Genomic DNA, 25903 nt, shown 5'->3' on the forward strand with positions numbered 1-25903 from the left:
GCCCGTCCGCGGCCGATCAACCGGCCGCGCCCGTGGTCGTCTGACGCGGGAGCGCAGCGCGGTCAGACGGGCGCGGTCAGATGCGGCGCGGTCAGACGGCGACGCCGAACCGGGGCAGGACGGTCCGGAGCATCGGGACCAGCCGACGCTGTTCGAGGGAGGCCCAGGTCCACCGGATCACCTCCAGGCCGAGGGCACGCAGCGCACCCTCGCGCTCCTTCTCGCGCAGGAGTGCGTCGAGGGGCCGCTCCCCGGGCCGCAGGTACCGCTCGTATTTGACGCGGCCGTCGAACTCACCGATCACCACGCCGTCCCAGTCGAAGTCGCAGCGCGCCTCGCGCCCGTCGTCGAGGACGTGCACGGACTGCAGGTCGGGGCACGGCAGTGACGCCTCGATCATCTGCGCACGACTCCACGACTCCCCCGGCGACTCCGACCGGCCGTCGGCGAACCCGTACGCGTACCGGGCCCGTCCGACCCCGACGCGCCGTCGACGGAGGTGCTCGCGAATCTGCTCGTCGGGCGTCCCGGCGGCGAGCGCGGCGTCGAACACGGCGAGCGCGCGGGCGAAGTCGACGCCGCGCGCCACGTCGACGGCCGTTCGCGCCGGGCTGGTGACGCGGACGCCGCCGACCTCGACGACGTCGCCGTCCCCGAACAGTCCCGGGTGGGTCCGTCGCTCGTGGCGGATCGTGCCGCCGCTCTCGCGGCCACTCGTGACGTGCACGTGCGTCAGCGACGGGCGCAGCAGCGGCCACCCGTGGATCACGGCGGCCGACTCGTGGCTCAGCACGGGTGACGGACCGTCCGACGGCGCCGTCGCCGCGGCGATGCACCGCAGGCCGTACAGGTACTGACCGGGGAAGTCGGCGCCGCGCACCCGCGACGCCTCCGCGTAGACGCCGCGGGCGACGTGCGCCAGTGCGCCCGAGCGGAGGGCCCGGGTGATCTCGCGGACGGGCACCCCCGTGTCGAGCAGCTCGGTGCGTCGGATGAGGCCGTTCTCGTCGGTGGTCCACATACTCAGTTGGACGCGGGCGGCGCCGTTCCGGTTCCGACCGCCATCCACAGCCGCTCCCGCGTCACTCGAGAACGTCCGCGGCCGGTTGATCGACCGCGGCTGTGCTCCAGTGACGCGGGAGCGGGTGGGGCGGCGGGGCGGCGGCGCAGCGGGGCGGGTGCGGGGCGGGGGCGCAGCGGGGCGGGGGGGCGAGCGGGTGGGGCGAGATGCGGCGGGGGCGCCTCGGTGGGTAAAGTCGAGCGCATGGTGCTCTTCTTCGAAATCCTGCTCGGGCTCGCGACCGTGCTGATCATCTGGTTCGCGCTCTACACCGTCTACCGACTGGTGAACGACGAATCGTGACCCGCTCCGGTAACGAGGCGATCTCCGACGCCGAGCAGCGCGCTCAGGAGACGGCCGGCAAGAACCTGCCGTCGTTCGGCGACCTCCCCGTGCCCGCGGACACCGCGAACCTCCGCGAGGGCGCGGACCTGCACGACGGTCTGCTCGCACTCCTGCCGCTCGTCGGCGTCTGGGAGGGACAGGGCGAGGGTCACGACCCGCAGACCGGCGAGGACTACCCGTTCGGTCAGCAGATCATCGTCGCGCACGACGGCGGCAACTACCTCACGTGGCAGTCCCGCTCGTGGGTGCTCGACGAGGACGGCGCCTACGTGCGCCCCGACCTGCGGGAAGCCGGCTTCTGGCGGATCAGCGAGAGCGACGACATCGAGCTGATGCTGACCCACGCCGAGGGCTCCATCGAGCTGTACTACGGGCGCCCGATCAACCAGACGTCGTGGAATCTGACGACCGACGTCACCATCCGCACCGAGACCGGCGCGCACACCGGGGGCGCCAAACGCCTGTACGGTCTGGTGCCCGACGGCGACCTCGCCTACGTCGAGGAGCGCGTCGATCCCGAGGGCGAGCTCACCCCGCGTCTGTCGGCGAAACTGCGCCGCGTCATCGGCTGAGGCCCACCGGCTCCCCGTTCCGCGCGGACACGTCCGCCGCACGTTCCGAGGTCAGGCGCAGCACCGGCGCCGCGATCCCGGTCACGTCCTGGTGGGTGACGACGACGACCGTCCGCGACCCGAACAGACTCGACTCGCCGTCGGCGCACAGTGCCGCGAGCACCGCCGCCGCATCGGCGGCGTCGAGGTGTTCGGTCGGCTCGTCGAGTACGACGATCGGCGCCGGGTGCAGCAGTCCCCGCGCCAGCAGGAGACGACGCCGTTGACCGCCGCTGACCGCCGACTCGCCGCCGGTGAGCACGGTGTCGAGTCCATCGGGCAGGCCCCGCAACCACGGTCCGAGACCCACGCGTTCGACGGCGGCGAGCATCTCGGTCTCGGTCGCGTCGCCGCGCGCGACGCGCAGGTTCTCGCGGACCGTGGTGGAGAAGACGTGCGCGTCCTGGGCGAGATAGACCACCGATCGACGCGGGTCGCCGGATGCTCCGGTGTCGCCGGACACCAGCGTCCGTCCCGACCGGGCCGGGAGCAGTCCGGCGAGGGTGAGCAGCAGCGTCGACTTGCCGACACCGCTGGGGCCGGTGACGACGAGGCGCGCGCCCGGCGGAAGATCGACGTCGAGCGGGCCGCCGATCGTCTCGTCCCAGCCCCACCGGAGGTCGCGGGCGGTGAGCGTCACGGGCCGCGGGTCGACGGTCGGATCACCCCCGCCCCCGGCGGCGTCCACGTCACCACCGCCCCCGGCGGCGTCCACGTCACCGCCGATCAGGTCGAGGACGCGGCGCGCCGCCTGCCGTCCGCTCTCCCACGCCAGGCCGGCCTCGGTGAGCGCGGCGGTGGTCTCGAATGACGACAGCGGCAGCAGCAGGAGGACACCGAACACCATCGGGGTGACGCCGTCGCCCGAGGAGACGTCGGCGAGCGACCCCGTCAGTCCGGATGCCAGGTCGACGGCGATGATCGCGGCGGCCATCACGCTGACGGCCAGCGAGAGCGGGGTGACGGCCTGCGCGGCCGCCTGCCAGCGCATGCCGCCCTCCTGTGCGTCCTCGGTCCGACGGTCGGCGTCGCGCACCGCGGCCAGCATCGCCTCCCGGGAGCCGGTGACCGCCAGTTCCGGCCCGTGCCACAGGAGGGTCGTCGCGGCCTGCGCCGCGTCTTCGCGGGCTCGTGCGGCGGCGCGCACCCGACGGGCGGCACCGTGCGTCGCCCACCGCGGTGCGACGACGCCGCTCGCCAGCAGTGCGGCGGCGAGGACCAGCGCGGCCGGCGGGGACACCGACGCCATGATCGCCACCGCGCTGAGGGAGGTGACCGCACCGACCGCCATCGGGACGAGTCCGCGGATCACCGCCGACCCGATCTCGTCGACGTCGTCGGCCGTCCGCGACAGCAGTTCGGCGCGGCGAAGTCCCACGGTGCGTGCGGCGTCGCCGTCGGCCAGCGCCCGGTAGACGCGCACGCGCGCCCGAGCCATCGCGGCGAGGGCGACGTCGTGGGTGGCCAATCGCTCCAGGTAGCGGAACACCCCGCGGCCGATGCCGAGGCCGCGGACGGCGGTGACCGCGACCGACAGGTAGAGGACCGGCGGCATCTGCCAGGCACGGGTGATCAGCCATGCCGAGAGTGCGGCCAGACCGAGTGCGGCGAGCGCCCCGGCGACCCCGAGCAGGATCGGGACCGCCAGCGCGCGCCCGCGCATCCCGGTGAGGGCGAGTGCGGCGAGCATCGGGTCGCGCGGGCGTCCGGTGCGGCCGGTGTCAGACGGCATCGCGGGCCTCCTGCGGTGTGTGCGCCGGGGCGATGACCCGATCGGCGGCGGCGAGGACCTCGGGGCGGTGCGAGACGACCAGCACGGTGTCGCCGTCGCGGGCCCGGCGGATCAGGGTGTCCAGGACGCGGCGCCCGGTCTCGTCGTCGAGGTGCGCGGTCGGCTCGTCGAGGAGGAGCAGCGGCGCAGGCGACGCGAGGGTGCGGGTGAGGGCGAGGCGTTGGACCTGCCCCGCCGACAGGCCCGCTCCCCCGGCGCCGAGGAGCGTCTGCGACCCGTCGGGGAGGTCGGCGAGCACGTCGGTGAACGCCGACGCACGAGCCGCGGCGGTCAGGGCCCGCTCGTCGAGAGCTCCGTCGCCGCGGGCGTCGAAGAGCGCCAGGTTCTCGGCGACGGTTCCCGGCACGACGACGGGATGCTGTGGCAGCCAGGCTATCTGGGCCGTGTACTCGTCACGGTCGAGGTCGGTGACGGCGACGCCGCCCACGCGGACGCATCCGGCGTCGGGCCGCTCGAGTCCGAGGACGGCCGCGAGGGTCGTCGACTTGCCGCTCCCGTTGGGTCCGGTGAGGACGGTGAGCTCTCCCGGCGCGACCGTGGCGGTGAACGCGTGCGGCGCCCAGCCGTCGCGGCCGCGGACGCCGAGATCGTCGAACTGGATCGCGGCACCGGCGACGCGCACCGACCGGCCGGCGCCGGTCGACCGGTGGGGAGCGTCGATGAGGTCGAGGACGTCGTCGGCGGCCGCGACTCCGTCCTCGGCGTTGTGGAACTGTGCGCCGACCTGCCGCAGCGGCAGGTAGGCCTCGGGCGCCAGGACGAGCGCGAGCACCCCGGCGTACAGGCTCATCTCCCCGAAGACGAGGCGCAGCCCGATGCTGACCGCGACGAGTGCCACCGACAGCGTCGCCAGGAGTTCGAGGACGGCCCCGGAGAGGAATGCGATGCGCAGCGACGACATGGTGCTGCGTCGCAGGTCGTCGCCGAGGGCCGAGACCCGGGCCGCCGGACCGCGGGCGCGGCCCAGCGCGCGGAGGGTCGGCAGCCCGGTCATGAGGTCGACGAGCTGTGACGTCTGCCGGCTCATCGCGTCGAGTTTGCGGCGCGTCCGATCGCGGGTGACGAGTCCGATGAGGACCATGAAGATCGGGATGAGCGGGATGGTGACGACGATGATCACCGCCGACACCCAGTCGGTCCAGGCGATCACGCCGATCACGACGGGTGTCACCAGGACGGTCGACGCGAGCGCGGGCAGATAACCGGAGAGGTAGTCCGAGAGCCGGTCGAGGCCGCGCAGGACGACGGTGAGCGCGTGATCGCGCCGGGCCAGCAGTGTCCGCGGCGATGTCCGGTCGGGGTCGGTGACCGCCGTGAGGGCGGCGACCCGCAGTTCGTCGATGGTGCGGTGGGCCGCCCGTCGCGCGTACCGGTCGGCGGCGTAGCGCATCGCCGCCCGCCCGCTCAACGCGACGGCGAGCACCGTCAACGTCCCCGCCTGGGCGCCGAAGCCGCGGCGTGTGGGATCGGTGACGAGGTCGGCGAGCAGTCCGGCGAGCGCGACGGCCGCGACGACGGCGGCCAGCAGGTCGCCGAGGGTGAACGCCGAGGCCGCGACGACGTACCGCCGGGCCGATCGGGAGGCGCGGAGCAGACGCGGGTCGAGCGGCGGCCTGCGGTCGGTCATCGTCTCAGCCCCGTGGGCTCTCGGGGGCGGGCACCGCGTCGGGGGCGCGCAGGGGCAGGCCGACGGACGGCGGGATCTGATCGGTCGAGAGCCGTTTGCGGAACACCCAGTAGCTGTAGGCCTGGTAGGCGATGACGACCGGTGTCATGATGCCGGCGGCCCAGGTCATGATGACCAGCGTGTAGTGGCTCGACGATGTGTTCGCGACGGTCAGATCGAATGCCGGGTCGGTCGTCGACGGCAGGACGTTCGGGAACAGGCACGCGAACAGCATGACGACGGTGCCGGCGATCGCGATCAGCGTCGCGGCGAACGCCCAGCCCTCGCGGCGGGCCGCGGCGGCCACCACCAGCCCGGTGGCGGCGAGGGCCCCGACGGCGACGATCGCCCAGGTCCACGCGTGGCCGTACGCGATCTGCGTCCAGATCAGGAATGCGGCGGCGACGAGGGCGGTGGGCACGGCGAGCCGGGCGGCGCGGACCTGCGCGTGGTCGCGCATCTCGCCCGAGGTCTTGAGGGCGACGAAGACGGTGCCGTGGGTGAGGAAGGCGAGCAGCGTGGTGGCGCCACCGAGCAGGGCGTACGGATTGAGGAGGTTGAAGAATCCGCCCGTGTACTGGTGTTCGGCGTCGATCGGCAGACCGCGGACCAGGTTGGCGAAGGCCACGCCCCACAGGATCGCCGGGATCCACGAGCCGAGGCCGATGCCGACGTCGCACCAGCGCCGCCACCGGACGTCGTCGATCTTGCCGCGCCATTCGATGGCCACCACGCGCACGATGAGGCCGATGAGGATGAGGAACAGCGGCAGGTAGAACGCCGAGAACATGGTGGCGTACCAGCCGCCGAACGCGGCGAAGATCGCGGCTCCGCCGGTGATGAGCCACACCTCGTTGCCGTCCCACACCGGTCCGATGGTGTTGAGCAGGACCCGTCGACGCTTGTCGGCGAGGACCGGGTCGTGCCCGTCGTCTCGATCGGGCAGCGTCATCAGCATGCCGACGCCGAAGTCGAAGCCCTCGAGTACGAAGTACATCGTGAACATCACGGCGATGATCACGAACCAGGTGTTCTCCAGAGTCATCGGATGCTCCTTCTAGTAGGCGAACGAGAGTTCGGCGGACGCCTCGTCATCGTCGTCGGTGGACGTGATGGCGACGGAGTCCTTCTCGGCGGGGCCCTCGATGACGTAGCGGCGTTCGAGGTAGAACCAGACGACGCCGAGCGCGCCGTACAGCAGTGTGAAGCCGATGAGCGTGGTCCAGACCATCGGCGCGGTGTTGTTGGAGACGCCGTCCTGCACGAGCATGTGGACCTTGAGCGGCATGCCGTCGGGGTCGGCCCAGTTCGGGACGACCACCCAGGGCTGGCGGCCCATCTCGGTGAAGATCCAGCCGGAGGCGTTCGCGAGGAAGGGGGTGGGGAGCATCCACAGTGCGAGTCGGCCGAACCATCGCGGGACGTTGCTGCGTCTGCGTCGCAGGAACCACAGGCCGCCGGCGGCGACGACGACCGACCCGAGGGCCCAGGTGATCATGGCGCGGAAGCTCCAGTAGGTGACGAAGAGGTTGGGGGCGAAGTTCTGCCCCGGCATCCCGAGGGCGTCCTGGTACTGCTGCTGGAGTTCGTTGACGCCTTTGACCTCGCTGTCGAAGCTGTGGTCGGCGAGGAACGAGAGCATGTTCGGGATCGTGATGACGTGTTCGATGTGGTCGCAGTTGTTCTGTCTGCCGATGCTGAGGACGGAGAACGCCGCGCCGACCTCGGTCTCGCACTGCGACTCCGCGGCCGCCATCTTCATCGGCTGCTGGGTGAACATGAGTTGTGCCTGCATGTCGCCGGTGACGACGAGGCCCAGTCCGGAGCCGATCATCACCCACAGCGCGAGGATGCTGATCGGGCGCCACAGGGTCGCGTTGTCCTCACGCAGCTTCTCGGGCGTGGCACCGATCTGGCTGGGTGACGTCGTCTCCGGGATGATCGACTCGTCTCCGGTCCGTGCCGCTTCCTCGATCTTCGCGGCGCGGTGTCCGTTGCGGGCCATCCACCACAGGCCGACGACGGCGACCACGGTGCCTGCGGTCAGGAGTGCGCCCATGATGACGTGCGGGAAGGCGACGAGCGTCGTGTTGTTGGTGATGACGGCGAGGAAGTTGTTCATCATCGGCCGATCGCGATCGGCGTCCCATTCGACGCCGACGGGATGCTGCATCCACGAGTTCGCGACGATGATGAAGTACGCCGAGGCGTTGACGCCGATGGCGACCAGCCAGATGCATGCGAGGTGCACTCGTTTCGGCAGGCGTCCCCATCCGAAGATCCACAGTCCGATGAACGTCGATTCGAGGAAGAACGCCAGGAGGCCCTCGAGGGCCAGGGGCGCACCGAAGACGTCGGCGACGAACCGGCTGTACTCACTCCAGTTCATGCCGAACTGGAACTCTTGGACGATGCCGGTCGCGACGCCGAGGGCGAAGTTGATCAGGAAGATCTTCCCGAAGAACTTGGTGGCGCGGAGCCACTGTTCGTTGCCCGTCCGGTGCCACACCGTCTGCATGACGGCGATGAGCGGTGCCAGTCCGATCGTCAGCGGAACCAGGATGAAGTGGTAGACGGTGGTGATGCCGAACTGCCATCGGGAGATGTCGACGACGTCCACGGGACCCTCGCTTCGTCAGAGGAATCGGTGCTGCCGTACACGGTCACCACGACGCACCGCTACTACTACAGGTTGGTAGTACTACAAACGGTAGTAGTAATGGGGTCGATGCGAAAGGGGTCGTGACGCAGGCAACCCCGGACCCTCGACTCAGCCCGCCGCCTCATCGACGAGCGCGGCCACCCCGATCACAGCACCCCCGGTCAGATCCCCCTGTGGCAGATCCCCCTGGGCCACACCGATCCCGTCGATGTGCGTGACCCGGGCGGCGAGCGTCACCGACGAGACCAGCCACACCCCGTCGGCCGCCATCAGATCGGCCACGTCGAGATCACACTCGGCGGTCGGGACGCCGGCCGCATCCGCCGCCGCGAACAGGGCATCCTGGGTGGTCCCCGGCAGGACCCCGCCGTCGCGGCGCGGAGTCACCAGCCGACCGTCGACGACCGCCACCACCGACCCCCGCGGCCCCTCGAGCACCGCCCCCGTCGACGACAGGAGCAGTGCGTCGTCGGCACCGAACGACCGCGCATGACGCAGCGCCGCGGTGTTGACCGCATAGCTCAGAGATTTGACGCCCGCCAGCAGCCAGGGCGACCGCCGTGCCAGGTCGGGGTCGACGGCGGTCGGCAGACTGACGACGCGCACACCGTCACGCCGCGCCGCGGCCACCCGATCCGGCACGGGCGCGATCGTCAGGTACTCCGTGGGCCCCGCACCGGGGTCGGCCTCCCGCCCCCGGGTGCGGACCAGGCGGGCCATCCCCTCCCGGTCGCCGGCCGCCCCGGTCTCCCGCCACGCCCGGAGCCCGGCGTCGATCATCGCCGTCCACCGCCGCCGATCCGGCGCCGGGAGGTCCATCGCGGCCGACCCCCTCGCGAGACGATCCAGATGCCGGTCGAGATTGCAGGCGCGTCCACCGCGGACCAGAAGCGTCTCGAACAGTCCGTCGCCGTGGACGAGCCCCAGATCGTCGACGTACACCTGCGGGCCGTCGAGTCCCGCCACCCGGCCGTCGTGATCCACGACCACCGCCCCCCGTGCCACCGCCGGGGTCTCCGCGTCCTCGCGCACCCGCCCACCAGCCTTCCCGTCGCGTCCGGTCGGGGTCAGCGTAGTGCAGCCTCCCGCGATTCCCCGCGGGCTCGTAGACTGGCGGCATGTCCGATCGTTCGCCCATCCTGAACGCCGTGGCAGGCGCCGTCCCGACTCCCGAAGGAGACCCGAGCCAGGGTGTCGCCTGGCACTACGGCGATCCGCTCGCCGAACAACGGGCCGCCACGCGGGGCGCCGCGATCGTCGACCGCTCCGACCGCTTCGTCCTCGAACTCACCGGCACCGAGCGGCTCACGTGGCTGCACACCGTCTCCTCGCAGCACCTCACCGAACTGTCCGACCGCCGCAGCGCCGAGAACCTGTCGCTCGACCTGCAGGGCCGCATCGAGGATCACTTCGTCCTCACCGACATCGACGAGTGCACCTGGATCGACACCGAGTCGTCCCGCGGGCAGACGCTCACCGACTTCCTCAGCAAGATGATCTTCTGGGCTCAGGTCACCGCGGCCGCCCGCCCCGACATGGCCGTGGTGACGCTGCTCGGACCCGATGTGCTCACCGGCCCGATCGCGGAGGCCATCGCCCTGCCCGCCGACGCCGACCGGTACCGCGCCGGCGATCTCCCGGAGCTCCGGCACGACGACGAGCCCCTCGGCTTCTGGCGCGTGATGCCCTCCCTCGGCGAGGGCGCGTCGACCCCCGTGGTCGATCTGGTGATCCCCGAGACCGATCTCGTCGAGTGGTGGACCATCCTCACCGCCGCCGGCGCGGTCCCCGCGGGGATGTGGGCGTACGACGCCCTGCGCGTCAACGCCCTGCGTCCGCGCCTGGGACTCGACACCGACGAACGGACGATCCCCCACGAGGTCGACTGGATCGGCGGACCGGACGAGGGCGGTGCCGTCCACCTCGACAAGGGCTGCTACCGGGGGCAGGAGACGGTGGCACGGGTGGCCAACCTCGGCCGTCCCCCACGTCGGCTGGTCCTGCTGCACCTCGACGGGTCGTCGTCGTATCGTCCGGTCACCGGCGATCCGGTGACCGCGGGCGGGCGCACCGTCGGCCGGATCGGGACGGTCGTCGACCACTTCGAGAACGGACCCATCGCACTGGCCCTCGTCAAGCGCTCGATCCCCGTCGACGCCGAACTGACCGTGCGGGCGCCCGAATCGAATGACGCCGACGGTGCACCGGAGTCGGCCGCCGCACGGATCGACGCCTCGCTCTACACCTCCGACGACGCCGTCCCACCCGGCCGCGCGGCCGTCGACCGGCTGCGCGGCCGCCGGTGACACGGTCACTTCCTGCGCGATGAGACTTAATTCGAACTCCGCGCTAGACTGTTGGTACGAAAACTACTAACGGATAGAACGGGGCCGCCACGACGATGGCCGCCCCGTCATTGTGCGAGGGGGTCCCATATGGGCCGCGGCCGGGCAAAGGCAAAGCAGACGAAGGTTGCTCGTCAGCTGAAGTACTCCACTCCTCATACCGACTTCGACAGCCTGCAGCGCGAGCTGTCGGGCGGACGAGAGAAGTCCTACGACAACTGGTCGGACGAGGAGAGCTGGGCGAACAGTGAAGAGGAGTGGCGACGCGCCTGACGCGCGTTTCGCTCACCCCGCTCGTCAGGCATCACCCCACCTCGAGGGGCGACGCACCACGCCGTGGTGCTCGCCTGACGCACGTCACGCCTGAGCACAGACACAGGAAGGGGCCCCGCGGTCGATGACCGCGGGGCCCCTTCCGGTTGTTCTCCCGTCGTGTTCCGGTGCGTGGCCCGTCCCGTCAGAAGCGGGGGTGGTCGCCCACCAGCTCGGCCGCACCGCCGGTCCCCTGCTCGCCGCGCTTGACGGTGCCGAGGACCCAGTTGTCGACATGCCGCGCGGTCAGGATCGCCTGAGCGCGGTCGGTGTCCTCGGGGGCGACGATGGCGACCATGCCGACCCCCATGTTGAAGGTTCTCTCCATCTCGGCGCGCTCCACCCGACCGCGCTGGGCGATGAGCGAGAAGATCGGCGCCGGCGTCCACGTGTTGCGCTCCAACTCGGCAGCCAGCCCCGCCGGCAGGACACGGCCGAGGTTGTCGGCCAGACCGCCACCGGTGACGTGCGCGAACGTGCGCACATCGGTCTCGGCCGCGAGCGCAAGACAGTCCTTGGCGTAGATGCGGGTCGGCTCGAGCAGTTCCTCCCCGAGCGTGCGGTCGAACTCCTCGACGTGGCCCGAGAGATCCATGTGTCCCCAGTCGAGGAGGACCTTGCGCGCCAGCGAGTACCCGTTGGAGTGCAGACCCGACGAGGCCATCGCGATGATGACGTCACCGGGGCGCACCCGATCGGGGCCGAGGACGGAGTCGGCCTCCACCACGCCCACACCGGTCGCCGAGATGTCGTAGTGGCCGTCCTCCATGACGCCGGGATGCTCGGCCGTCTCGCCGCCCAACAGGGCGCATCCCGCGTCGACGCAGCCGTCGGCGATTCCGCGGACGATGTCGGCGACCATCTCCGGGATCACCTTGCCGACGGCGATGTAGTCCTGCAGGAACAGCGGCTCGGCCCCGCAGACCACCAGATCGTCGACCACCATGGCGACCAGGTCGCGGCCGACCGTGTGGTGCACGCCCATCGCCTGCGCGACCGCGAGCTTGGTTCCGACGCCGTCGCTGGACGCCGCCAGCACGGGCTCTCGGTAGTCGCCCTTGAGGGAGAACAGACCGGCGAAGCCGCCGAGACCGCCCAGCACCTCCGGGCGGGTGGCCCGCTTGGCGTGCGGAGCGAACAGTTCGACGGCCCGTTCACCGGCGTCGATGTCCACGCCCGCGGCCGCATACGAAGCGCCGGCCGTCATCTGGTCGGCAGACCTCTCGGTCATAGTGTCGTCTCTCCTGAAATCGTCTCCGGCCGGACCGGCCGCAGGGTGTGGGACGCACTCACGGTACCTGAGTGCGTGGTGGGGGCGGCACGAGTCAGGGACGCATGACCGCGCTGACGTTGTCGTTGCGTCCCGACAGCGGATCGGTGCCCGCGGCGGCACCCTTCATCATCGACTCCAGGACGGCCTTGCCCATCGTCGTCTCCTCCGGCAGCGGAATGGGATACCGGCCGTCGAAGCAGGCGGCGCACAGCGTGGAGCGCTCCTGTTCGGTGGAGTCGATCATCCCGTCGATGGTGATGTATCCGAGACTGTCGGCGTCGATCGCGTGCCGGACGCCCTCGACCATCGCCTCGGTCGAGTCCGAGCCGTTCGCGATGAGCTCGGCGGGCGACGCGAAGTCGATGCCGTAGAAGCACGGCCAGCGCACAGGCGGCGACGCGATCCGCACGTGCACCTCGGCGGCCCCGGCCTCGCGGAGCATGCGGATCAGGGCGCGCTGGGTGTTGCCGCGGACGATCGAGTCGTCGACAACGACCAGCTTCTTGCCGCGGATCACCTCGCGCAGCGGATTGAGCTTCAACCGGATGCCGAGCTGACGGATCGTCTGCGAAGGCTGGATGAACGTGCGGCCCACGTAGGCGTTCTTCATCAGCCCCTGCCCGTAGGGGATGCCCGACTCCTGGGCGTATCCGACGGCCGCCGGGGTCCCCGACTCCGGCACCGGGATCACCAGCTCACCGTCGGCGGGCTGCTCGCGCGCCAGTTGGCGGCCGATCTCGACGCGCGACGAGTGCACCGACCGACCGTTGATGACGCTGTCGGGCCGCGCCAGGTAGACGTACTCGAACACGCAGCCCTTGGGCGTCGGCTCGGCGAAGCGTCGGCTGCGGACGCCGTCGGCGTCGATGGCCAGGAGTTCGCCGGGCTCGATGTCGCGGACGAAGGAGGCCCCCACGATGTCGAGGGCCGCCGTCTCGGAGGCGACGACCCACCCGCGGTCGAGGCGACCCAGCGACAGCGGACGGACGCCGTTCGGGTCGCGGGCCGCGTACAGGGTGTGCTCGTCCTGGAAGGTCAGGCAGAAGGCGCCGCGAACGTTCGGCAGGAGGTCCATCGCCGACTCCTCGAGCGTCGAGTCGGCCGCGCCGTGCGCGAGCAGCGCGCCGAGGACGTCGGAGTCGGAGGTCGCGGCGTTGGCCTGCGCCGCACCGTAGATTCCCAGCTCACGCGCCCGCGACGCGAGTTCGGCGGTGTTGACGAGGTTGCCGTTGTGGCCCAGGGCCACACCGCTGCCGGTGACGGTGTTCCGGAAGATCGGCTGCGAGTTCTCCCAGGTCGTCGACCCGGTGGTGGAGTAGCGGCAGTGCCCGACGGCCACGTGCCCGCTCATCGAGGCGAGGGTCTGCTCGTCGAACACCTGGCTCACGAGCCCCAGGTCTTTGAACACGAGGACCTGGGCGCCGTCGCCCACGGCGATGCCCGCGGCCTCCTGGCCTCGATGCTGCAGTGCGTACAGCCCGTAGTAGGTGAGTTTCGCGACGTCCTCGCCCGGCGCCCAGACGCCGAACACCCCGCATTCCTCGCGGGGTTCGTTCTCGGGCTGATCCAGATCGCGCCGCGGGTGCGACGAGCCGTCACATCCGGTCTGATTTCTCGAGCTCGGGCTCATCAGGTTCGGAGAGTGAATGGACTGCTCAGTCACGTGAGACGCTCCGGTTTCGTGGGGTGCGGGCGTTACCGTTCACCCAGTCTACGGCGTCCGCGGCGGCATCTCGAAATCCCGGCGGCCGACTCGGTTCGCGTCAGTCGCGACGCAGCGGGACCACCGGCAGGTACGCGGCGACGTCGGCGGCGCGGTGTCCGGAGACCTCGACGCGGTGACCTGCGACGGCCTCGTCGATGTCCAGCAGACCCGTCGCCAACAGCAGCCAGTCGCGGGCCGTGGCCTCCAGGACGTTGGGCGGCGTGCCGCGAGTGTGCCGAACCCCCTCGATGCACTGGACGGCGACGAACGGCGGGACGCGCAGTTCCACGGCGTTCCCGGGGGCGTCGCGGGCGACGGTCCGCGCCGTCGCCCGGACCGCTGCGGCGAGCGCGGCACGCGGGGGCGTCGGGGCCGACTCGTCGCGCAGCCAGTCGGCGACGGCGAGCACGGCCTCGCGCATACGCGCCGGGTCCACCTGATCCCTGGGAGCCATGGCGTCCATTCTGCCCGGTGCCGTGCGGCGATCCGCGCCGCGGGCGGGCGCCGTCACCCGTCGAACGGCGTCTGCGCCCCGGCCTCGATGATCTGCTCGACGACGTCGTCCGCGGTCCTCTCCTGGCCGATCCGGAGCGTCTTGTTGTCGCCGTGGTAGTCGCTCGACCCCGTCTGCAGCAGCCCGAGAGCGTCGGCGATGTGCCCGAGTTCGCCGCGCGCAGCGTCGTCGTGATCGGGGTGGCGCACCTCCAGTCCGCGCAGCCCGAGCGGCACCAGCGTCTCGATGACGTCCGCGGTCATCACCGCCGCCGCGTCCCGGGCTCGCGGATGGGCGATCACCGGAACGCCGCCGGCGGCCGCGATCCACTCGACTCCCTCCCGCAACGACGTCGACCGCAGCGCCGCGTAGTACGGGCTGCCGTCGTGCAGGAGCTCGTCGAAGGCGTCGCCGACCCGGTCGACGACGCCGGCCTCCACCAGCGCGCGGGCGATGTGGGGGCGACCGATGTTCGCGGCGCCCGCGATCTCGCGGACACGGTCGAGCGTGATCGGGAATCCGCCGTCGACGAGTCGCGCCACGATGTTCGCCCCCCGATTCGCCCGCTCGTGGCGCAGTCGGTCCCATTCGGCGACGATCCGCGGGTCGTCACGCCGGAACAGGTAGCCGAGCAGATGGACCGACACCGGCCGGCCGTCGGCGTCGGGGTGCTTCGTGGAGAACTCGACTCCGGGGATCACCCGGAGCCCCGTCCCCCGCGCGGCGCGGGCGATCGGGTCCCACCCCGCCGCCGTGTCGTGGTCGGTGAGCGCGATGGTCCGCAGTCCCGCGGCGCGGGCCGCCGCCACCAGCTCGTCGGCACTGTCGGTTCCGTCGGAGAACGCCGAGTGCGTGTGGAGGTCGGCCGTCATCGCAGAGGTCATGCCCCGATCGTAGAGTCGGTGCGTCGTCGTGACCGCACGGCCGTGCCGGGCCACCAGCCGGCGTCGCCGACGAGCACGGCGATCGCCGGGACCGTCAACGTCCGCACCACGAACGTGTCGAGGAGCAGGCCGACGCCGATCACGAATCCCGCCTGCACCATCAGGGTCACCGATCCCGACATCAGGCCGAACATGCTGGCCGCGAAGATCACGCCCGCCGAGGTGATCACCGAACCGGTGTGCGCCACGGTCCGCATGGCCCCGGTGCGTCTGCCGTGCACCGCCTCCTCCCGCAGCCGCGACACCAGCAGCATGTTGTAGTCGGCGCCGACCGCCACCAGGATGATGAACGCCAACAGCGGGACCGGCCACGACATCTGCTGGCCGAGGAGATTCTGGAACACCAGGACCCCGATGCCCAGTGACGCCGCGTAATTCGCGATGACGGTGAGGACCAGGTAGATCGGCGCGACGAGCGACCGCAGGAGCACCGCCAGGATGATCCCGACGATGAGGATGGTCGCCACCGCGAGCAGCCGGAAGTCGGCGGTCAGCAGGCGCTGCAGATCGGCGTTGATCGCCGGGAAGCCGGCGACCGCCACTCGGCTCCCGGCGAGCTCGGTGTTCGGCCGGGCGTCCTGCGCGACCTCGGCGATCTGTTTCGACAGCTCGATGGCCTCACCGGAGTAGGGGTCGACGTCGGTCTGGACGGCGTACCGCACCGATCGTCCGTCCGGCGAGATGAACTGGCGGGCGACGGCCGCGAAATCGGGGTTCTCGAACGTCTCGGCGGGCAGGTAGAAGCCCGTCGCGGCATCCGACCCCTCGGTGTTGGTCGACGATGCCCGGAGTGCCGCCGCGACCTGCCCCATCCCGGCCAGGTTCTCGACCGTGGAGTCGACGAGCGCCCCCACGCCGTCGGCGAGCTGTCGCGCACCGTCGGCCATCTGTCCGATGCCGTCGTCGAGTTCGGCGAACTGCTCGGCGAGGTCCATGCCGCCGAGCCGGGCGATGCTGCGGTCCATCGTCGCCAGCACGCCCGTCAGGTCGCGCGAGAGCCCGGTCACCGAGACGTCGCCGGAGGTGAGGGCGTCCGCCAGATCCGCGGTCTCGGCCAGCACGCCGTCGGTCGCCAGCCCCCGCAGCGACCGCAGGTCGGCGAGCGCGGCCCGGCACGCGGGCTGCCCCGTGCACAGCGGGGTGTCGAGGGCGTCGACGACCGGTCCGAGCCCGCGCAGGACGTCGTCGGCGCGACGGGCCGCTGCCGCCGCCTCGGGCACCCGCGGCGCCGCCGCGTCCAGGCGCGGCCCCAGTTCGGCCATCTTCTCGAGCCAGGGGCGGTACTCGCTCACCGCGGAGACGCTGTCGGCGGCGTCGTCGAGCACCCCGATCAGCGGGGCCAGGTCGGTGCCGATGCGCCGATGCAGTTCCGCCAGCGCGTCGGCGAGTTCACGCGACCCCGACTTCAACAGGCCCAGCTCCGACGATCGCCCCTCGCCCTCGGTCACCGCCTTCCCGAGTTCGTTGGCGATCTGACCGTTCTGCCACGACAGCCGGGCCGGTTCGAGTTTGTCACCGGTGGGGCGTGTGACACCCAGCACGCGGTCGACACCCGGCAGCTGCGCGACGCGGGCCGCCATCTGGTCGAGATCGGCGAGCGACGTCGAGGTCCGCAGGTCGTGGTCGGCCGTCACCAGAAGGAACTCGGCGACCACCACATCCTTCGGGAAGTGCTTGTCGAGTTGGGCGTAGCCGAGGTTGCCGTCGGTGTCCTGCGACTGCGAGGCGCGATCGTCGTAGCTGAGGCGCAGCCCGGTGAGCGGGACGCTCATGGCGATCAGGAGCACGAGACTGCCGGCGAGCAGCGCGACCGGTCGGCGGACGACGCGGACGCCCATGCGTCGCCAGTGGTCCCGCGTGATCTCCCGTTTCGGCAGGCCGCGCCCGTAGCGTGCGGCGATCGCCAGGGCCGGCTGCAGGATCGTCAGCGACGCCAGGCAGGCGATCATGATCGCGATCGCCGACGCCGGCCCCACGGTGGCGAAGACGCTGAGGTCGGCGAAGATCATCGACAGCAGGGCCAACGCCACCGTCATCGCCGACGCCGTGACGACGTGACCGATCGTCACGGTTGCCGCCACCAGCGCGGACGCCGGGTCGTGTCCCTGGCGGATCAGTTCGTGGTAACGGCCGATGACGAACACGGAGTAGTCGGTGCCCGCACCGAGCAGGATCGCCGTCAGGAAGGAGATGCTGTACTGGGAGACCGGCATCCCCAGTTCGCCGAGGCCGGCCAGGACGCCGCGCGCGACGACGAGGCTCAGCCCGATGACCGCCAGCGGCAGCATCGCGGTGATCAACGACCGGTAGACGATGAGCAGGATCAGCCCGATGACCAGGATCGTGACGACCGAGATGACCAGGAGGTCGGACTCGGCGGACGACATCTGGTCGGCGAAGGTCGCGACGGGGCCGGTGACGTGGACCTCGGTGTCGCTGCCGGCGAAGGCGGCGGCGGCCTTCTCGCGGACGTCGGTCAGTGCCGCGTCGGCGTCGGAGTCGCCCAGGCTGCCGACGAGGCCGACGGGGAGATACCAGGCCTTGCCGTCCTCGCTGACGACCTGCTTGGCCCCGATGGGGTCGGAGGCCAGGTCGCGGACGCCCTCGACGTGTTCGCGGTCGGCGCGCAGGTCGGCGACGAGCTCGTCGTAGCTGTGCCGGGCGGCGCCGTCGAATCCTGCGGGGTCGCTCATGACGACGAACACGGTGGTCGCCGCGGCGGGTTCGTCGAACGCCTCCCCCATCGCGTCGAGGGCCTGGAACGACGGGACGTCGGCCGGGATCGGCTGAACGGACTGTCGTGTCACCACGGTCTCCAACTGCGGGAGGAGGGTGTTCAGCGCGACGGCGGCAAGCACCCATGCGGCGATGACGATCGTCTTGTGGCCGAGTGCCCCGCGCGCCATGCGCTCCAGCGGTCGCAGACGCCGCAGGGCGGCGCCGATCTCGGCCCTTCGGGTCCGTGCGTCGCCCATGAACCTCTCCCTCCCGCAGAACGAAACTGCCGGTAGCGTTACGCTACTACCGGTATCGTTCTGTCGCAAGGGTTCCGCGAACACACTCCATCAGTGCAGGTCAGCGCGTTTCACGGGCAGCCAGGAAGTCGTCGACCAGCTGTCGCCGCCCCGCCGCGTCCACCCGCACACTGTCGCCGGCCAGACCCGCCAGCAGGATGGGACTGATCAACTGGGCGAACGCCAGACCGTGATCGAAATCCCCCAGCGCACGCCCCGCCGGAGTGTCGAACACGACCTCGAACTGGTCGCGGTACTGCGCGATCACCGTGTCGCGGAGCTCCTCCAGAGCACTCGGGGACTCCCGCCCCTCCGCGGCCGACCCCACCGCCAACCATCCGAGTGTGGTCAGCGGAACCGGAGCACTGCGGACCAGATGATCCTGGGCGTCGAGGAGGTCGACCAGGTCCCGCCGGATGTCACCCGTCGGCTGCGGGTCGGGCATCGTCGGCAGCATCCGCTCGAGCGCCGCCGCAACCAGGTCGGTGGTACTGCCGAAATTGCGGTACAGGGTCGTGCGGGCGACCTTCGACAGCCGCGTCACCGCGTCGACCGTCACCGCCTCGATGCCGCCGCTCGTCAACAGCGTGGTCGCCGCGTCGAGAAGCCTGTTCCGCGACCGGATGCGGCGCGGATCGTCGCTTCGGTCCGCCACCGCCGACGTTGCTCCAACCACCGATCCACCTTCCCGCCAGGCCCGTCGCCCCGCTCCCGAACCCCCATTGTCGCCCATCCGGGCGGTCGCCGACCCGCCAACCGATCCCGCGGCGACGCGATGCGCCGTTCGCCCCGCCGGACCGCCGCACATCGGGCACCATGACGGCATGGGCGCCGAAGTCAGCAGTCAGCAGTTCACCGGTGCGGACCGGGTCCGGTTCCGCTCACAGGTGTCGCGCGGCACCCAGGCGATCGCCAGAATGCTCGCCGACGGACTGTTCACCGACCACGGTCGCCCGCCCGAGCCACTGCTCGGCATGGAGGTGGAGCTCAACCTCATCGACGGCGATGCGAATCCGTCGATGGCCAACGCCGAAGTCCTCGATGCGATCGCCGACCCCGTCTACCAGACCGAACTCGGCCAGTTCAACATCGAGATCAACGTCTCGCCCCGCCCGTTCGTCGGCGCCGACACCGTCAGCCTGGAACAAGCGCTCCGCACGTCCCTCAACCGCGCGGAGGCGCGCGCGGCGTCCACCGGCAACCATCTGCTCATGGTCGGCATGCTGCCGACCCTCGGCACCGAGCACTTCGCCGACCAGTGGATCTCGGCCAACCCCCGGTACAGCCTGCTCAACGAGCAGATCTTCCACGCGCGCGGCGAGGACCTCGAACTGGACATCACCGGCGTCCCGATGACGACGGGGACCGCCGCCGAGCACCTCAACATCACCAGCGACTCGATCCTCCCGGAAGCGGCGTGCACCTCACTGCAACTGCACCTGCGGGTGGCGCCCGAAGACTTCGCCGTACACTGGAACGCCGCCCAGGCCATCGCCGGCGTGCAGGTCGCGATCGCCGGGAACTCGCCCTTCCTCGCCGGGACCGCCCTGTGGCACGAGACCCGGATCCCGGTGTTCGAGCAGGCCACCGACACCCGGCCGCTCGAGCTGAAGAATCAGGGCGTCCGACCCCGCGTCTGGTTCGGCGAACGCTGGATCAACACGATCTTCGACCTCTTCGACGAGAACACCCGCTACTTCCCCGCCCTCCTGCCGGTGTCGACCGACGTCGACCCGATCGCCGAGATCGACGCCGGGCGGATCCCCGAACTCGAGGAGCTGCGGCTGCACAACGGCACCGTCTACCGGTGGAACCGGCCCGTGTACGACGTCGTCGACGGGCAGGCGCACCTCCGCGTGGAGAACCGGGTGCTGCCCGCAGGACCCACCGTCGTCGACATCATGGCCAACGCCGCCTTCTACTACGGGCTGGTTCGCGGCCTCGTCGAACACGATCTTCCGCTGTGGTCGCAGATGTCGTTTGACGCCGCGCAGGAGAACCTGTCGGTCGGCGCCCGGTGGGGGTTCGGCGGGCAGCTGTACTGGCCCGACATCGGCTGGGTGCGGCCCGACGAGTTGGTGGTGCGGCGGCTGCTGCCCATCGCCGAGGCGGGGCTGACCTCGTTCGGCGTCTCCGAGCGCGCCAAGCGCCGCTACCTCGGCGTCATCGAGGGGCGCTGCACCACCCGCCAGTCGGGGTCGGTGTGGCAGCGTCGCGCCGTGGCGGCACGCGAGGCCGCCGGCGAGAACCGCGCCCAGGCGTTGCGCGGCATGGTGCAGGATTACGCGACGCTGATGCACGAGGGCGAACCGGTCCACAACTGGTCGCTGTGAGCGCCCGAACGGATGAAATCCGGGCCGGAGACTTGTCCGCCGATGCCCGCGCACCTCATCGTGAGGGTGCGGTCACCGGATGACGTGAGCCATCCGATGCCGTCTCGACCCGGGCGCACCGGCTGTCGCCGGAGTCGTCATGCAACGGCAGCCGATGAGCGAGGCACGGATGGACACGACACGGACCGGCGACGACTCGAGCGCACCCACGCGGATCGTCCGCACCCCCTCGAGCCGCACCGCCGGTCGGTCCGCCCGGCCGCCGCACGACCCCCGGCTCGCTCCGCCTGCGCCGCGGCCTCCGGCCGGCCGGCTGCTGCTTCCCGCACCGCGCCTCGTCCCGCACCCGACGCCGGGGTACGCCCCGCCCGCGGTCGGACGCGTACCGTCGCCACCGTGGCAGGTCACGCTCGTCGCGGTCTGGCGCGGCGTCTGGGGGCTGCTCGCCGCAACCGGCTGCCTCGTGGCGATCGCGCTCCTGCTCGGCACGAGTTCCTCCAGCGGCGCCTTCGCGTTCGCCGACACCTCCGCGCTGGTGACGGCGCTCACCGTCGGACTGGTCCTGTTCGCCCTCGTCGGCGCGTTCCGGGCCGTTGCGGCGTTCGCGCTGTACTCGGGCAGGCCGTGGGCATACACCTACACGATCGCGACGTTCGTCATCGGCGTGGTCCTCAACGTGCTGGCCGTCGTGGCACTGCTGGTCCTGACGCTGATCTTCGGCGTCATGGTGTTCAGCGTCGCGGCGCCCACCGATGTCCCGGCGGACGCCGCCGTGTCGTCGGCGAGCGTCGGCGTCTGGTTCCTCGTGCCGCTGCTCGTGTCGGTCGCGGGGCCGACGTTCTACGGCTATCTCATCTTCTGCCGACGGACCCGGGGCTACTTCGTCGCCGCGGAGGCGCATCGGGGCCGGTGATGCTCAGCGCAGGACGCGCCCGTCGGCGTCCTTCACCGACCCGGTGAGCATCATGATGGCGTCGACGAGCGCCCAGATCCCGACACCCATCAAGATCGGGAGGCCGAGGAGGAAGATCCAGACCGTCAAGATGCCGAGGATCCACAGGATCAGCTGCGCCGCCGCGATCCCGTAGGTCCCGATGTACCAGCGTCCGGCCCCGAAACCGCCGAGGAACAGCTGCAGCAGGCCCGCGGCCACCTTCGTCTTGTCCGAGTAGGGGATGCCCGTCATGGGGTCGACGCCGAACGGCGCTCCCGGCGGCCCGGTCATCGGCTGCGCCCCGTACGGGTTCCCGGGCCCGTACGGATTCCCCGGCGCGTACGGGTTGCCGGGAGCATACGGATTTCCGGGGGCATACGGGTTTCCGGGCGGGGGATTCTGTCCGTACGGCTGCTGGCCGTAGCCGCCCCCGTACCCCTGATTCGGGGGGCCGCCGTACGGCTGCACCGGACCGCCCTGCTGCGGATACCCCTGCTGCGGGTATCCCTGCTGCGGGTATCCCTGTTGGGGGACGCCGCCGGGGCCGTACCCGTACTGTCGGCCGTCGTTGTCGTGTCCCATGTTCTGACCGTCGAATCCCGTCACCACCGGATCATCGCACACGGTCGGCCGACGTCATTCGGACAGATGTCACCGTTGTCGGCATCCGAACCGTAGGATCTGGATGCATGTCAGGTCCCGTGCCGCCTCCTGGAAATCCGCCGTTCGGCCCCGCCGCGGGGTACGGCCAGCCGCCGCTGGTGAGCATCGGCGACATCCAGTGCACCCAGAGCCATGTGGTCACGCCGATCGGATCGTGTCCGATCCAGGGTGCACGCTGGCACGTCACCGACATGACGCAGACCACCGAGGAGATCCCCACCTGGGCGATCGTGTGCGCCATCGTCGGGGCCTTCGTGGTGTGCCTGTTCAGCCTGTTCTTCCTGCTCGTCAAGGAGCGACGTGTGGTCGGAACCGTCTCGGTGATGGTGCAGAACGACGGCTTCTCCTACACCACCGCGATCCCGGCGAACGGCGTCGGCGTCGCGATGGACATCACCAATCGAGTCAACTACGCGCGCATGCTGAGCACTCCCCCGGCGTGAGTGGCGGTGGCGGTCCGAATCGGAGTCACACTGTCGTCGCGATGATGACGACCACGAGAATGATGACCAGCGCGACGGCGATCCCGATGGCCAGGCTGATCCAGGCCCACATCGAGAGCTTCCGCGCCGACTCGGCGGCGTCGTAAGCCTGGTCGGCCAGGCCCATGCCCCACAACCTCGACACCGAGTTGCTCTTGTTGATCGCCATGATGCCGAGGACCAGCGGGGCGATGCCGAGCAGCGTCCCGTAGCAGCTCGCCAATACGAGGCCGCCGATCACGGTGGCCAGAATCGCGGAGACCTGGCTGTCGGCCGGAGCCGGTCCGGCCACGGGTCCGGCCCCGTACCCTCCCGGGTACTGGCCTCCCGAGTACGCTGGCCCCATCGGCGGATACCCGCCCCCGGCCGGCGGCGGCACCGCCTGGTATCCCTGCGCGAACGGGTCGGCGGTGTACGGAGGCTGCGCGGCATATCCGTACGGCGGCGGCGCGGTGTAATGCTCTGCCGGATCGGCGGGCGGCGTCGCGTCGGGCGGCGTCTGCCGGATCTGGGTCTCGGCGTAGGCCGGGGACCACTCGGACTCGTAGTAGGGGGTCTGCACTCCGGCATCTCCCTGCGCGGCCGGCGCCGGATCCGCGACGTCGGCGGCCTCCGGCTGGTCGGCCGCCGGCGCGGCCTCCTGCGTCGGATCGTGCGGCGCCGGATCGTGCTGCTGCTGGTCGTCCTGCGTAGGGTCGTCCTGCGTCGGGTCGTGACTGTCGGGCATCGCCCTGCTCCCCCTCACACCTTCAGGTTCGAAAACGGTTCGATCGGAATGTTACGGACTACGAACCACGCCAGCGTAATCGCGAGGAGGACCATCGGCGCGTACCGCCAGTGCTGCCAGTTGCGGATGCGCCGTCCCGTCCACAGTCCGACCGTATAGGTCACGAATGCGGCGGCGACGAAGAACATCGCCACGACGCCGACGGCGTTGAAGTGCACGGCCGATCCGAAATCGCCGTGCATCAGCGAGTACATCATCCGGAGCGACCCGCATCCCGGGCAGTCGATGTGGAGCAGTGACTTCGTCGGACACGTCGGCAGCACGCCGCCCGGCGTGGTGGGGTCGGCGAACCAGATGATGCCGCCCACCACCGCGGTACCGACGAGCACGGTTCCGGGTCCGAGGACACGGTGGGTCGATACGCGCCGGACCGCTCCCATAACGACGTCATAGAAGCGGTCCGCGCGTGTCGGCTCAGTACGTGGACGTGGTGCTGTCGAGGTCAAGGGCGAAGACTCCCGCCGCCATGAGGATGAGGTACAGGATCGAGAAGACGATCCCGACGACGGCGGCCCAGATGGCGAACTTCTTGGCGTCCTCGGCCGCCTTGTGCGCACCGGCGACGTCGCCCTGCGCCCAGAGCTTGCCCACCGACGACGCCTTCACGATCGAGACGATGCCGAGGGGCAGGCAGCAGAAGATCGTGCTCAGAATCGCCCACACGAGGTTGCTGGCCGGCTCGGCCTGCATGCCTGCCTGGTATCCGGGCTGGGGAGCACCGCCCTGCGCACCGTACTGGGGCGATCCGTACGGGGGCACGCCACCGAAGGGCTCCCCGCCGGGCTGACCGCCGCCGGGCACGTTCTCCGGGGGATCGTTCGGGTTCGTCATGTCTATGTGGTTCCTCTCCTGGACTTACTGCCGGGGATCAACGTCAGGGGGCGTCTGACAGTCATCGCACTCTAACCCAGCCGCAGATGACACGCGCGTTCCGGCACGAATCGCGTCATGCCTTCGATCGACGGAAGCCGCCCGACGCGTCACTTCTCCGGCCCCCTCGAACGCCTCACCCCGGTGTGGGAATCCAATTTCCGTGAAACCCGGCCGGCACGCGCCGCGGCAGGCGAACCGTCGCGACGTCGTCGAGCGTGGCCGCGTCGAGGATGACGAGGGACGTCGAATCAGCGGCGAGATCGGTGACGAACCCGATCACCACCCCGTCCCCCTGCGCCGCATCCGCGGCTCGCGGAACAAACGTGAACTCTCCAAGACGGACCGCATCGGGGAACCGCCTGACCAGCGGCTCCCGATCGTCTGCATTCACGCGTATCAACAAATTCCCGAACAGTCCGTCGGGATCGCCCCCGACAGCCCAGCCGACAGTGTGCGGGCGGCCGGTGAATCTGTCATCGATGCGAGGAAACTCCAGGGCGACGTCGCTGAGCCGCACACGACGACACGAGCGCGACGCAGTATCGATTCGCCAACGCTCCAACCGCGGCGCCCCCTCAGTGGGGCCGGATCGGTCCGCGTCGAAAGTACGCTCGTGGACGACGAGGTCGACGACGACGGCGTCACCGTCGTCACGAGCATTGAGCGGATGGTAGACGAAGCACGGATCCACATCGACCCACACGACATCCGCGTCGCCGCCTTCGCGAGGCATCACTCCGACTCGCGGACGGTAATCCGAGTCCCACCGGTACGGCAGTGCCCCAGCCCCGCCGACGGGCAGATGCGACCACACTGCAGGGGGCACTGGCAGCCGCCCGACCGTCGCAGCCAACACGCCTCGTGCGAGCGGGCGCACCAGCGGCGGCACCGAGTCCGCCGTCGCCGCCCGCACATCGAAGGTGACGGGCAGGTCATAGACGACCACCCTCGTCTCGGTGAGGGAGAACGCGTGCATCATCGGGCTCCCACCGACGGTGATGTCGACCTTGCGGCGCAATCGCCCGTCGGCGCCGATCACCGTGTATCGAACGGTCCGGCCACGCCCGAAGTGGTAGCTGACTGCGTGGAGTTCACCCGTCTCGGGATCCTTGATCGGGTGCGCCGTGTACCCGTCACGAACGGTCCCTGCGAAGTCACAGACATCCACGGTCTCGAGCTCGGCAGACAGTTCCACGCACGGCATCCCGGCTTCGATCAATGCGAGCGTGCGGCCGCCGAACCCGATGACGTTGGTGTTCGCGCCGATCCCGTGCATGAACGATCTGCCGCGGGTGGGCGGAGCCGGTCGGCGAAGCATTCGCTCCACGTTCGACGAATCGACCCAGCGATTGCGGTACCAGAGCGCCCGGCCGCCGGCCAGTCGGACGCCGTGCACCATGCCGTCGCCGGTAAACCAGTTGTAGGTCGCAGGATCGATGTCTCCAAACGGATTGGGACCGTTGCGCAGATACCTCCCGTCGAGCCAATCGGGTATCCGTCCGATCACGTCGAGGTGATGCTCGACCAGTTCGGTCGAGACAGGTGCGAATTCACCGACGAGGAAGTCGTTCGGCATCGCCAATCCCCTTTCAGGCGTTCCGGTACGGGC

23 protein-coding genes are annotated in these 25903 nt (G+C 70.5%); 6 read left to right on the plus strand and 17 right to left on the minus strand.

Annotated elements, in window-relative coordinates:
• Positions 1–91: 91 nt before the first annotated feature.
• Complete coding sequence (locus tag G528_RS0114830) at positions 92–1021, minus strand: type IV toxin-antitoxin system AbiEi family antitoxin domain-containing protein (protein ID WP_026919640.1); 930 nt, start codon at positions 1019–1021, stop codon at positions 92–94.
• A gap of 338 nt (positions 1022–1359) precedes the next feature.
• Here G528_RS0114830 and G528_RS18560 point away from each other — a divergent pair, with 338 nt between their 5' ends.
• Positions 1360–1977: a heme-binding beta-barrel domain-containing protein gene (locus tag G528_RS18560; protein WP_026919642.1), complete on the plus strand. Its 618-nt coding sequence runs from the start codon at positions 1360–1362 to the stop codon at positions 1975–1977.
• Here the strand turns inward: G528_RS18560 and cydC are convergent.
• The 5 genes from cydC to G528_RS17785 all read right to left on the minus strand — a co-directional run bounded on the left by cydC (position 1967) and on the right by G528_RS17785 (position 9168).
• On the minus strand, positions 1967–3748 hold the full coding sequence (gene cydC / locus G528_RS17780) for a thiol reductant ABC exporter subunit CydC (protein ID WP_051198869.1): 1782 nt from the start codon (positions 3746–3748) through the stop codon (positions 1967–1969). The two genes, G528_RS18560 and cydC, sit on opposite strands and share 11 nt — an antisense overlap.
• Entirely contained in the window at positions 3738–5435 is a 1698-nt protein-coding gene (gene cydD / locus G528_RS0114850) for a thiol reductant ABC exporter subunit CydD (RefSeq protein ID WP_026919643.1), read from the minus strand. The genes cydC and cydD overlap by 11 nt, the downstream gene beginning before the upstream one ends.
• A 4-nt stretch (positions 5436–5439) precedes the next feature.
• The gene (gene cydB / locus G528_RS0114855) at positions 5440–6519 is read right to left on the minus strand and encodes a cytochrome d ubiquinol oxidase subunit II (RefSeq protein WP_026919644.1); all 1080 of its coding nucleotides are present in this window, start codon (positions 6517–6519) and stop codon (positions 5440–5442) included.
• Positions 6520–6531: 12 nt separating this feature from the next.
• Positions 6532–8094, minus strand: coding sequence for a cytochrome ubiquinol oxidase subunit I (locus G528_RS0114860; RefSeq protein WP_026919645.1), 1563 nt, complete (start codon positions 8092–8094; stop codon positions 6532–6534).
• Between the two features lie 150 nt (positions 8095–8244).
• Entirely contained in the window at positions 8245–9168 is a 924-nt protein-coding gene (locus G528_RS17785; protein WP_051198870.1) for an aminodeoxychorismate lyase, read from the minus strand.
• Between the two features lie 86 nt (positions 9169–9254).
• Between G528_RS17785 and ygfZ the strand changes: the two genes are divergently transcribed.
• Both ygfZ and G528_RS0114875 read left to right on the plus strand, forming a co-directional pair.
• Positions 9255–10442: a CAF17-like 4Fe-4S cluster assembly/insertion protein YgfZ gene (gene ygfZ / locus G528_RS0114870; protein WP_026919646.1), complete on the plus strand. Its 1188-nt coding sequence runs from the start codon at positions 9255–9257 to the stop codon at positions 10440–10442.
• A 129-nt stretch (positions 10443–10571) separates the two neighbouring features.
• Positions 10572–10754, plus strand: coding sequence for a DUF3073 domain-containing protein (locus G528_RS0114875; protein WP_026919647.1), 183 nt, complete (start codon positions 10572–10574; stop codon positions 10752–10754).
• 184 nt (positions 10755–10938) lie between these two features.
• On the opposite strand, the gene purM is transcribed toward G528_RS0114875, so the two are convergent.
• The 6 genes from purM to G528_RS0114905 all read right to left on the minus strand — a co-directional run bounded on the left by purM (position 10939) and on the right by G528_RS0114905 (position 18898).
• Complete coding sequence (purM, locus tag G528_RS0114880) at positions 10939–12024, minus strand: phosphoribosylformylglycinamidine cyclo-ligase (RefSeq protein WP_026919648.1); 1086 nt, start codon at positions 12022–12024, stop codon at positions 10939–10941.
• Between the two features lie 94 nt (positions 12025–12118).
• On the minus strand, positions 12119–13696 hold the full coding sequence (gene purF, locus G528_RS0114885) for an amidophosphoribosyltransferase (protein WP_425402243.1): 1578 nt from the start codon (positions 13694–13696) through the stop codon (positions 12119–12121).
• Between the two features lie 133 nt (positions 13697–13829).
• Positions 13830–14225 carry a sterol carrier family protein gene (locus G528_RS0114890; protein WP_035720282.1) on the minus strand — a complete coding sequence of 132 codons (396 nt, stop codon included), beginning with the start codon at positions 14223–14225 and terminating at the stop codon, positions 13830–13832.
• Between the two features lie 53 nt (positions 14226–14278).
• Positions 14279–15148 (minus strand): PHP domain-containing protein, encoded by an 870-nt coding sequence (locus G528_RS0114895; protein WP_245569795.1) that lies wholly within the window; start codon positions 15146–15148, stop codon positions 14279–14281.
• Positions 15145–18183: an MMPL family transporter gene (locus tag G528_RS17790; RefSeq protein ID WP_051198871.1), complete on the minus strand. Its 3039-nt coding sequence runs from the start codon at positions 18181–18183 to the stop codon at positions 15145–15147. Before G528_RS17790 ends, G528_RS0114895 begins: the two co-directional genes overlap by 4 nt.
• A gap of 100 nt (positions 18184–18283) precedes the next feature.
• Positions 18284–18898: a TetR/AcrR family transcriptional regulator gene (locus G528_RS0114905; protein WP_026919652.1), complete on the minus strand. Its 615-nt coding sequence runs from the start codon at positions 18896–18898 to the stop codon at positions 18284–18286.
• Between the two features lie 148 nt (positions 18899–19046).
• On the opposite strand from G528_RS0114905, the gene G528_RS0114910 reads away from it, so the two are divergent.
• Both G528_RS0114910 and G528_RS0114915 read left to right on the plus strand, forming a co-directional pair.
• A complete protein-coding gene (locus tag G528_RS0114910) occupies positions 19047–20555 on the plus strand; it encodes a glutamate-cysteine ligase family protein (protein WP_026919653.1) in 1509 nt (502 codons plus the stop codon).
• Between the two features lie 169 nt (positions 20556–20724).
• Entirely contained in the window at positions 20725–21468 is a 744-nt protein-coding gene (locus G528_RS0114915) for a hypothetical protein (RefSeq protein ID WP_156890473.1), read from the plus strand.
• Between the two features lie 3 nt (positions 21469–21471).
• Here the strand turns inward: G528_RS0114915 and G528_RS17795 are convergent, their stop codons facing one another.
• Positions 21472–22095: a TM2 domain-containing protein gene (locus G528_RS17795; RefSeq protein WP_245569796.1), complete on the minus strand. Its 624-nt coding sequence runs from the start codon at positions 22093–22095 to the stop codon at positions 21472–21474.
• 83 nt (positions 22096–22178) lie between these two features.
• Here G528_RS17795 and G528_RS0114925 point away from each other — a divergent pair, with 83 nt between their 5' ends.
• Positions 22179–22595: a hypothetical protein gene (locus G528_RS0114925; protein WP_026919655.1), complete on the plus strand. Its 417-nt coding sequence runs from the start codon at positions 22179–22181 to the stop codon at positions 22593–22595.
• A 25-nt stretch (positions 22596–22620) separates the two neighbouring features.
• On the opposite strand, the gene G528_RS18085 is transcribed toward G528_RS0114925, so the two are convergent.
• The 4 genes from G528_RS18085 to G528_RS0114945 all read right to left on the minus strand — a co-directional run bounded on the left by G528_RS18085 (position 22621) and on the right by G528_RS0114945 (position 25870).
• Entirely contained in the window at positions 22621–23361 is a 741-nt protein-coding gene (locus tag G528_RS18085; protein ID WP_051198873.1) for a CD225/dispanin family protein, read from the minus strand.
• A 14-nt stretch (positions 23362–23375) separates the two neighbouring features.
• Positions 23376–23750 (minus strand): DUF2752 domain-containing protein, encoded by a 375-nt coding sequence (locus tag G528_RS0114935; RefSeq protein WP_342663125.1) that lies wholly within the window; start codon positions 23748–23750, stop codon positions 23376–23378.
• Positions 23751–23835: 85 nt separating this feature from the next.
• Positions 23836–24252: a CD225/dispanin family protein gene (locus tag G528_RS0114940; protein ID WP_026919657.1), complete on the minus strand. Its 417-nt coding sequence runs from the start codon at positions 24250–24252 to the stop codon at positions 23836–23838.
• Positions 24253–24427: 175 nt separating this feature from the next.
• Positions 24428–25870, minus strand: a complete 1443-nt coding sequence (locus tag G528_RS0114945; protein WP_026919658.1) for a carotenoid oxygenase family protein — start codon at positions 25868–25870, stop codon at positions 24428–24430.
• Positions 25871–25903 lie beyond the last annotated feature (33 nt).

Source organism: Gordonia shandongensis DSM 45094, assembly GCF_000423025.1.
GTDB lineage: Bacteria > Actinomycetota > Actinomycetes > Mycobacteriales > Mycobacteriaceae > Gordonia > Gordonia shandongensis.

Excerpts from the sequence above, each read along its gene's own strand:
- G528_RS0114830 (WP_026919640.1), bottom strand. The coding sequence starts at position 1,021 with ATGTGGACCACCGACGAGAACGGCCTCATCCGACGCACCGAGCTGCTC.
- cydC (WP_051198869.1), bottom strand. The coding sequence starts at position 3,748 with ATGCCGTCTGACACCGGCCGCACCGGACGCCCGCGCGACCCGATGCTC.
- cydD (WP_026919643.1), bottom strand. The coding sequence starts at position 5,435 with ATGACCGACCGCAGGCCGCCGCTCGACCCGCGTCTGCTCCGCGCCTCC.
- cydB (WP_026919644.1), bottom strand. The coding sequence starts at position 6,519 with ATGACTCTGGAGAACACCTGGTTCGTGATCATCGCCGTGATGTTCACG.
- ygfZ (WP_026919646.1), top strand. The coding sequence starts at position 9,255 with ATGTCCGATCGTTCGCCCATCCTGAACGCCGTGGCAGGCGCCGTCCCG.
- G528_RS0114875 (WP_026919647.1), top strand. The coding sequence starts at position 10,572 with ATGGGCCGCGGCCGGGCAAAGGCAAAGCAGACGAAGGTTGCTCGTCAG.
- purM (WP_026919648.1), bottom strand. The coding sequence starts at position 12,024 with ATGACCGAGAGGTCTGCCGACCAGATGACGGCCGGCGCTTCGTATGCG.
- purF (WP_425402243.1), bottom strand. The coding sequence starts at position 13,696 with ATGAGCCCGAGCTCGAGAAATCAGACCGGATGTGACGGCTCGTCGCAC.
- G528_RS0114890 (WP_035720282.1), bottom strand. The coding sequence starts at position 14,225 with ATGGCTCCCAGGGATCAGGTGGACCCGGCGCGTATGCGCGAGGCCGTG.
- G528_RS0114895 (WP_245569795.1), bottom strand. The coding sequence starts at position 15,148 with ATGACCTCTGCGATGACGGCCGACCTCCACACGCACTCGGCGTTCTCC.
- G528_RS17790 (WP_051198871.1), bottom strand. The coding sequence starts at position 18,183 with ATGGGCGACGCACGGACCCGAAGGGCCGAGATCGGCGCCGCCCTGCGG.
- G528_RS0114910 (WP_026919653.1), top strand. The coding sequence starts at position 19,047 with ATGGGCGCCGAAGTCAGCAGTCAGCAGTTCACCGGTGCGGACCGGGTC.
- G528_RS0114915 (WP_156890473.1), top strand. The coding sequence starts at position 20,725 with ATGGACACGACACGGACCGGCGACGACTCGAGCGCACCCACGCGGATC.
- G528_RS0114925 (WP_026919655.1), top strand. The coding sequence starts at position 22,179 with ATGTCAGGTCCCGTGCCGCCTCCTGGAAATCCGCCGTTCGGCCCCGCC.
- G528_RS18085 (WP_051198873.1), bottom strand. The coding sequence starts at position 23,361 with ATGCCCGACAGTCACGACCCGACGCAGGACGACCCTACGCAGGACGAC.
- G528_RS0114940 (WP_026919657.1), bottom strand. The coding sequence starts at position 24,252 with ATGACGAACCCGAACGATCCCCCGGAGAACGTGCCCGGCGGCGGTCAG.
- G528_RS0114945 (WP_026919658.1), bottom strand. The coding sequence starts at position 25,870 with ATGCCGAACGACTTCCTCGTCGGTGAATTCGCACCTGTCTCGACCGAA.